Origin of the sequence: Mesorhizobium sp. IMUNJ 23232 (genome assembly GCF_044326205.1) — a bacterium.
In the GTDB taxonomy this organism is placed as follows: Bacteria; Pseudomonadota; Alphaproteobacteria; order Rhizobiales; family Rhizobiaceae; genus Kumtagia.
This window is the reverse complement of record NZ_JBIRCY010000129.1, coordinates 1-7,165: the sequence shown is the minus strand read 5'-3', so window position 1 is coordinate 7,165 and position 7,165 is coordinate 1. Positions and strand designations below refer to the sequence as shown.

Annotated in this window: 6 protein-coding genes, 1 tRNA gene and 1 pseudogene; 4 read left to right on the top strand and 4 right to left on the bottom strand. The window is 61.9% G+C overall.

Features of this window, described 5'->3' with window-relative positions; all coding sequences use genetic code 11:
* Window positions 1-109 (top strand): annotated as a pseudogene (locus ACH196_RS37540) (IS5/IS1182 family transposase); the annotation flags it as partial.
* A 27-nt stretch (window positions 110-136) separates the two neighbouring features.
* Here the strand turns inward: ACH196_RS37540 and ACH196_RS37535 are convergent.
* The 4 genes from ACH196_RS37535 to ACH196_RS37520 form a co-directional block, all read right to left on the bottom strand.
* Window positions 137-1,366, bottom strand: a complete 1,230-nt coding sequence (locus tag ACH196_RS37535; RefSeq protein WP_396651904.1) for an MFS transporter — start codon at window positions 1,364-1,366, stop codon at window positions 137-139.
* A gap of 154 nt (window positions 1,367-1,520) precedes the next feature.
* Window positions 1,521-2,510, bottom strand: coding sequence for a BMP family protein (locus ACH196_RS37530; protein WP_396651903.1), 990 nt, complete (start codon window positions 2,508-2,510; stop codon window positions 1,521-1,523).
* A gap of 174 nt (window positions 2,511-2,684) precedes the next feature.
* Window positions 2,685-3,353 (bottom strand): peptide-methionine (S)-S-oxide reductase MsrA, encoded by a 669-nt coding sequence (gene msrA, locus ACH196_RS37525; protein WP_396651902.1) that lies wholly within the window; start codon window positions 3,351-3,353, stop codon window positions 2,685-2,687.
* A 40-nt stretch (window positions 3,354-3,393) separates the two neighbouring features.
* Window positions 3,394-3,714 (bottom strand): hypothetical protein, encoded by a 321-nt coding sequence (locus ACH196_RS37520; RefSeq protein WP_396651901.1) that lies wholly within the window; start codon window positions 3,712-3,714, stop codon window positions 3,394-3,396.
* 441 nt (window positions 3,715-4,155) lie between these two features.
* Here ACH196_RS37520 and ACH196_RS37515 point away from each other — a divergent pair.
* From ACH196_RS37515 to ACH196_RS37505, 3 genes are all read left to right on the top strand, one after another.
* A tRNA-Ser gene (locus tag ACH196_RS37515) sits at window positions 4,156-4,245 on the top strand.
* Window positions 4,246-4,345: 100 nt separating this feature from the next.
* Window positions 4,346-5,995: a site-specific integrase gene (locus tag ACH196_RS37510; RefSeq protein ID WP_396651900.1), complete on the top strand. Its 1,650-nt coding sequence runs from the start codon at window positions 4,346-4,348 to the stop codon at window positions 5,993-5,995.
* The gene (locus ACH196_RS37505) at window positions 5,985-6,839 is read left to right on the top strand and encodes an NYN domain-containing protein (protein WP_396651899.1); all 855 of its coding nucleotides are present in this window, start codon (window positions 5,985-5,987) and stop codon (window positions 6,837-6,839) included. The genes ACH196_RS37510 and ACH196_RS37505 overlap by 11 nt, the downstream gene beginning before the upstream one ends.
* Window positions 6,840-7,165: the final 326 nt, after the last annotated feature.

The following is a 7,165-nucleotide window of genomic DNA, read 5'->3' as shown; positions in this document are numbered from 1 at the left end:
CTGTCGGCGCCTGGCCAAGGACTGGGAATGCCTCAACGCCAGGGCACTCGCTTTCCTAAAGCTCGCCTCCATCCGCCTCATGATCAGAAGACTTTGTAATCCATCATAAAGTTACCGGACTGACTCTTAGCCCTCTTCAAGTGTCGAGTCCTGCCCGCGCTTCCGACAGGCCGCCTCGCCCCGCTTCGCCCACCGGGCGCGTCGACCTGCCAAGCAGCAGCGGCACGAGGCAAACAAGGCCCGCCGCCGAAACCGCCCCCAGGAACCAGGCGAAGCCCGTCCAGCCATGCGCGTCAACGACGGCGGCGGCGAGCGGCGGGCCGAGCACGGTGCCAATTCCGCCTGCCTGGCAGACGAGGCCGATGGCGACCGCCGCCGATCCGCCGCGCGGCACGATGGCGGGGATCGCCGCGAACAAGGTCGAGGCGGTCAGCCCACCCGCGACCGCAAAGACGATCACTGCGGCCGTGGCGGATGTGCCGTCAGTACCAGTAAAGGCGGGCCAGGCCGCGAGCGCCGTCACGGCAAAGCCCAGGGCTGCAAGGAACAGGGAAAGGCGTGCACTGCCGCGCACCAGCAGGCTCGCCAGAAAATTGCCGAGCAGCACGGTCAGGGAAATCGTGCCGGCCGACGCGAGCAAGGCTGAATCCGGCCCCTGCACGAAGCTTGGCAGGAAAGTGAAGAAGCCGATCGAGGCCACGACATAGATGCCGAATGCCAGCGCGACCAGAATGACCGGCAGCGTCAGCGTGGCGCCAAGGCCGCCCATATCGGCTCGCGCCGGCAGATCGTTTCCGGCATTCCCGACGCGGCCGAGAAGAATCGCCGCCGGCGCCGCCAGCAGCACGAACAGCAGCACGGTCACGCCGAGGTAAAGGCGCGGATTGGCGGGCGCGTCCATGCCCCGCGCCAAAAAGTCGCCGATAGCAAACCCCATCGGCACGAACCCGCCCCAGACGGCCAGCGCCGTCGCCCGCCAGCGCGGTGGCGGCACGCTGTTGAGCAAGGCCGGAATGGCGATGACCAGGACGAGGTAGCCGAGGCCCTCGACGAGCCTCGCCGCAAAGATAGCCACGGGCGATTGCAGGAGCGCCAGCGCGACGCCGCCCGCGGCCAGCACCAGCGACGAGACGACGAAGGAGCTTCGCGCGCCGACACGCTCGATCGCCCAGCCGGCCGGCAGCGCCGCCAGCGCCACGAAGATGCCGATCATCGCGGTGAACCAGCCCGTCAGCACCAGCGAGAAGCCGATGTCCGACTGATACCAGCCGATCAGTGGCGCGACCTTGCCGAGCTGCGTGCCGGCCAGGATGCCGGCCACCAGCAGGATAACGATCGTCGTCAGGCGCATGTTCTTGTCAGTCATCGGCGGCACAACTCATGGGCGGCGCCCGTCCTCCTGGACGCGCACACCATTCATCATCCGGCACGAATGTTTCCGGATGACGCCGCCGGATAAGCTTGCATGAAATAAAGCCGCCGGCGCGAGGCCGGCGGCTTTCAGTCCTGCTGACAGGATATCAATACGGGCAGGCGTTGTCTGACATGTAGTCATGCACCTTGATGGTGCCGGCGATGATGTCGGCCTTGGCCTTCTCGGCGGCGGCCTTCATGTCGGCGGTGACGAGGTCCTTGTTGTTGTCGTCCATGGCGTAGTCAACGCCGCCTTCCTTGAGGCCGAGGTCGTTGATGCCGGGCGTGAAATTTCCATTCTTGGCATCGGTGAAGGCGTTGTAGACGGCGACATCGACGCGCTTGACCATCGAGGTCAGGATCTTGCCTGGCTGCAAGCCATTCTGATTGCTGTCGACGCCGATGCCGAGCTTGCCGGCATCCGCCGCCGCCTGCAGCACGCCGACGCCGGTGCCGCCGGCCGCCGCGTAGACGACGTCCGCGCCCTGGTCGATCTGCGACTTGGCGATCTCGCCACCCTTGGTCGGGTCGTTCCAGGCCGCCGGCGTGTCGCCGGTCATGTTCTGGATGACGTCGGTCGCGCCGGCCGCCTTGGCGCCGCCGACATAACCGCAGCCGAAGCGGCGGATCAGCGGGATGTCCATGCCGCCGACGAAGCCGACTTTCTTGGAGGCGGACGCCATAGCGGCGAGAACGCCGACCACATAGGAGCCTTCCTGCTCCTTGTAGACAACCGAGCGGACGTTGGGCTTGTCGACCACCATGTCGATGATGGCGAAATTGGTCTCAGGGAAATCGGCAGAGACCTTCTCGAGCGTCGCCGCCCAGGAGAAGCCGGCCATGACGATCGGGTTGTTGCCGTCTTCGGCGAACTTGCGCAGCGCCTGCTCGCGCTGGGCGTCGTTCTGGATTTCGAAGTCGCGGTATTCGATGCCGGATTCGGCCTTGAACTTTTCCGCGCCGTTGAAGGCCGATTCGTTGAAGGATTTGTCGAACTTGCCGCCGAGATCGTAGATAATCGCGGGCTTGATATCCTGGGCGAACGCCGGGACGGTGAGTACAGTAGCGGCCAGGAGGCCGAGAACGAAACGCTTCATGTGATCCACACCCTGTCGGTTCTTTTTTGATCTGCGCTCCCGGCGCGTCGCCATGCAGCGATCAGCGGAGCGCGGCAGGCGGCGTTTGCCGCCCGCTCAAGACCACTCTTGCATGCCAAAAAACAAAATTCACGCGGAATCTTGACCGTTTGGAAAAAGCCGAAGCGTCATCTGTCAGGCGGCGGAGACCGCCTGTGGCATCGGGCAGGAAACGCCCGTGCCGCGCAGGTTGCAATAGCCGTAGGGGTTTTTCGCCAGATACTGCTGGTGATCATCCTCGGCGAAATAGAACGCCGGCGCGGGTTCGATCTCGGTGGTGATCTTTCCGCGGCCGGCCTCTCTCAGCGCAGCTTCGTAGGCGGTGCGCGAGGCGATTGCGGCGGCGTGCTGCGCTTCGCCGAATGTGTAGATCGCGGAGCGATAGGTCGTGCCGACGTCGTTGCCCTGGCGCATGCCTTGCGTCGGGTCGTGATTCTCCCAGAAAGCCTTGAGCAGGTCCGAATAGGATACGATCCTGGGATCGAAAACCACGAGCACGACCTCGGTGTGGCCGGTCAGACCCGTGCAGGTCTCCTGATAGGTCGGGTTGAGCGTGATGCCGCCGGCATAACCGACCGCCGTGACCCACACGCCCGGCATCTGCCAGAACATGCGCTCGGCGCCCCAGAAACAGCCGAGGCCGAACAGCGCGGTCTCGATCCCCTCCGGATAAGGGCCTTTCAACGGGCGCTTTGAAACGAAATGTTTCGAGGCCGTCGGGATCGGCTTCTGCCGTCCCGGCAGAGCTTCCCCGGGCTTCGGCAGGTTGAGCTTCTTGTTCAGCATATCGCTCAGGAAGAACATTATTTCGTCCCTTGTCGTGATTTTTTTCGGGAGGGTGCGATCAAACCGCCAGCCGGTCGGGTGCCGGTTCCGGACGCCGGCCGATCGCGTGAAACAGCATGGCAAGCGCGGCGAAGACGACGAAGCCCGGCAAGGCAAGGATATTCGCCACGACGATATCCCAGGCGAGCGGGCCGAGGCTTGTCGCCACGGCTTCGCGCGCTCTGGCCAGCGTTTCGGGCGAAACCGAAGCCCAGCTTGCTGCCAACGGCGTCATCACCAGCGCCGAAGCGGCAACAGAGCGCGCCGCGTCGAGCACCGCCATGATTACGGAGACTGACAGCGCGACCATGGAAAGCAGGCGGAAGAGAAAGCGTATCATTCCGTTCCGGTTTTCGCGTGCGACACAGAGATATTGCGCCATGCCGCGCAGCGCAATCGGCTACACACGAAATTGAGATTTTTCAGGCACTTCATTCAAGTTTCGAGGTTTGCGGCATTTGTCGAACGGCGGGAAAGACGTGACGGATTGAGCGTCATGAAGTTTGCGTCTCCGGCTCCGCTCTTCCGGAAAATATCTTGCCACCTGCCGGTCGGGCCATCGGCGACTGGCCCGCACGGGCCGCCCATGGCGTCACAAAGGTGGATATCCACCGGGCGAAAGCCGTTTGCCTGCTTCTTACCCGGCTATCATCGCGACCGACGCCGCCATCCCTTGCGGCGGGCCGAAAACCTTCGCGCCAATCGCGCACAACACGGCTTGGCATGGCGCATCATATCGACTAGATGAGCCCCGCACCCGACCGGCACGCCGGAACGGCGCGGAGAGGTGGCCGAGTGGTTGAAGGCGCACGCCTGGAAAGTGTGTTTACGGGAAACCGTAACGCGGGTTCGAATCCCGCTCTCTCCGCCAGCCACCCCGTAAGCACCTGATCGTCCTATAATTCGCTTGCAGCGCAACTGGTTTTGCCCCAATCCTTGCTACAAAGCTTGCTACAAAAGCAGGGATCGTGATGAAGTATGTCCATTGGCTTCCGAAGCGCGGCGAATATCTGGTGCGGATCATTGTGCCCCCAGAACTACGTGGAATAATTGGTCAACGCGAGCTTGGCGGCCGACTTGGCGCCGACAAACGCATCGCCGAAAAGAACGCGCATTCCATAATTGCTCGCGACCTCGCTCGGATCGAGGAGGCCAGAGAGCGCCTGAAAGCGATTCAGCCCACACTCAGCACGGCGGCGAAGGCGCACTATCGGGCAGAACTTGAAACTGACGCCAAAGAACGCCTGCGCGACGAGGACGTGTTGATCGGTCTTCGGCAGGTGACGCAGCGTCGTCGTGCCTCCCTTCTTCGCCTGGTTGCCGCTGGTCAGATCGTTGGCGAGGAGGCAGACGCATTGATCGGCTATGCGGCCGACGCCCTGCACAGGAAAGGCATTGCACCCGACGTGCCTCGCGCGACACTTTTGAAGGCGCTTGCCGAGGCGCAGCTTGACGCGATGGCACAGATCGAGGCCCGTGACAAAGGCATGCTGATCACGCCTGAGCCGAAATCGGCCCTCCTCACGCAACCGGACCCGGAGCCGGCCATTTCGCCCGAAGATCGCGGCACCGGCTCGACGCTGTCCGACATCCTGACGGCCTTCCATCGTGAACGAACCTCCGGCGCGCGGACCTTGGCGCAAAAGACGATGGACGAACACAAAAGCGCCGTGCGCATGTTTGACGAGTTCATCGGCGCCGCCGTGCCGGCGAGATCGATCACCCGGAAGGACGTGCTGGCGTATAAGCAGACGCTCCTAAGGACTCCAGCACGCTACACCCTACGCTTCCCCGGCCTGACGTTGCCACAGTCGGTCAAGGCCAATGAGAAGCTCAAGGAGCCGTTCGACACCCTCGACCCAAAGACCATCAACTTCAAATGGCTGTCGCACCTTTCGAGCATCTTCAAGTGGGGAATGAACAATGGCTTTCTCGACGATAACCCGGCCGCCGGCGTACGCGTCGATGAGGGCAAGGGCTTCAAAGAGCCGACGCGCGTCCCGTTCTCGCAGGACGACCTCGTGCGTATTTTCAGTGGTGAGCCGTTCAAGCTGCCTCGCGCCGGATGGTCGACTAGGCAATGGGCACTACTGATCGCGCTCTACACTGGCGCGAGATCGTCCAGTGAAATCGCTCGCATTCGGCTCGCCGATATCTACCAAGAGCAAGGCGTCGACGTAATCAACCTCGCGTTAGCGTCTAAGAATGTGCGCAGTAAGCGCCTTGTGCCGATCCACCAACACCTGATCGATCTGGGCTTTCTCGATTACGTCAAGCGCATGCGCGAGAAAGGCCAGACTCGGCTGTTTCCAGATTGGGAACCGGAGGACAAAATCAACCGATGGTTTCTGCGCACCTACATGGCCGAAGTCGGCATCAATGATGACCGGAAGGTGTTCCACTCATTCCGACATAGCCTGAAGACGGCACTCGCCCGATATGGCGTCAACCGGGACGTGTCCGACCTGATCACCGGCCACAAAGACCAGTCGGTCGGCGGCGTCTATATCGGCGACGCATCCGTGACGATGGTGCAAGCTATGGCGGACGGCTTGAACCGCGTCGACTTCAAGCTGCCTGTCGCGCCGTCGTCCGCCACTGACCAGCCAAATGACCACTAAGACTTTGAACCAACCCTCCGTGGTCGATCATATCGTCGAGCGCCCTCGGATAGCCGTCTTCTTCGACATCGAAAATGTTCCCGCATGGTGTGCGGCTGGCGTGCTCGCCAAACTGTCAGACTTGGGCCATGTTGTCTCGGCTCAGGCGTTCGGCGATTTCCGTTGGACCGATAGTGAAGCGTGGTCCGCAGCTTGTGCACTGCTACCGGTGGAAACGAGACAGGTCGACCGGGTTATAAGCGGCAAGAACAGTTCCGATATTCACGTTGTCATCAGTGTTGTCGATATGCTCCACGCCAGCGACGTGAACGCCGTGGCACTCGTATCGGGCGATAGCGACTTCGTTCCACTTGCCGAGCGTGTGCGCAATGCGGGGTTGAGTTGCTACGGTTTCGGCGGCAACGAGGCCCCCGAGCGATTGCGGCGCGCCTATACGCAGTTCTACGCGATAGAACTCCTCTCGTCGTGTCGGGCAAGTTCCACTAAAGCCTCATCCCGGACTACCCTTTTGCGGCCGTCATTGGCTTCACGCCTTCTGAAGCGCATTGTGATAAGCCTCGAGGACCAGACGGGTTGGGCAACAATCAAAGACGTCGAGATCGAACTCGCGGAGCGTCACGGCGGCCTCGATGCTCGCGCCTGCGGATACAAGAGCTTATCGGCGCTGCTGAGTGATCTACGCACCTTCGAAGTGGATCTCGGAGCGAAGAAAGGTGCCAGGGTTCGCCGCAAACCCAGTCGTCGCGCGATTAGACGAAAGGCTCGGAAGGCGGAATTCCAAGCGGTCAGCCGAGGCGGCTCGACCGAGACAGCTATGCCAGAGCTACCTGAACAGCCGACTTGACATTGAATGAAGGTATCTCGTCACTGGGGAATCTCATGCACTTGAGCCGCCGGAACTACCTCCGTCGTGATCTCCCATAAATGGCGATGGTGGGCCATGTAGATAACCTGACCCACGCCAGCGACCTGCCAGGGCGCCTGAGTACTTCTTTCGAGCGCGGCTCATCGCATCGTTCGCGATGAAAGTAACAGGAGCGCAATGTGAACCGGCGTGCAATTTTGACCCCTTAGCTGGGAGGATCGGCGTCCAAAATTGACCCCCCTCATTCAGTCGATCTGCGACCATCCGTTTGTTTCGGCAAGCGGATGGAGAGGGGATGAAGTCAG

Coding starts and splice junctions, on each gene's coding strand:
- ACH196_RS37510 (WP_396651900.1), top strand. CDS start 4,346: ATGAAGTATGTCCATTGGCTTCCGAAGCGCGGCGAATATCTGGTGCGG.
- ACH196_RS37520 (WP_396651901.1), bottom strand. CDS start 3,714: ATGATACGCTTTCTCTTCCGCCTGCTTTCCATGGTCGCGCTGTCAGTC.
- ACH196_RS37505 (WP_396651899.1), top strand. CDS start 5,985: ATGACCACTAAGACTTTGAACCAACCCTCCGTGGTCGATCATATCGTC.
- ACH196_RS37530 (WP_396651903.1), bottom strand. CDS start 2,510: ATGAAGCGTTTCGTTCTCGGCCTCCTGGCCGCTACTGTACTCACCGTC.
- msrA (WP_396651902.1), bottom strand. CDS start 3,353: ATGTTCTTCCTGAGCGATATGCTGAACAAGAAGCTCAACCTGCCGAAG.
- ACH196_RS37535 (WP_396651904.1), bottom strand. CDS start 1,366: ATGACTGACAAGAACATGCGCCTGACGACGATCGTTATCCTGCTGGTG.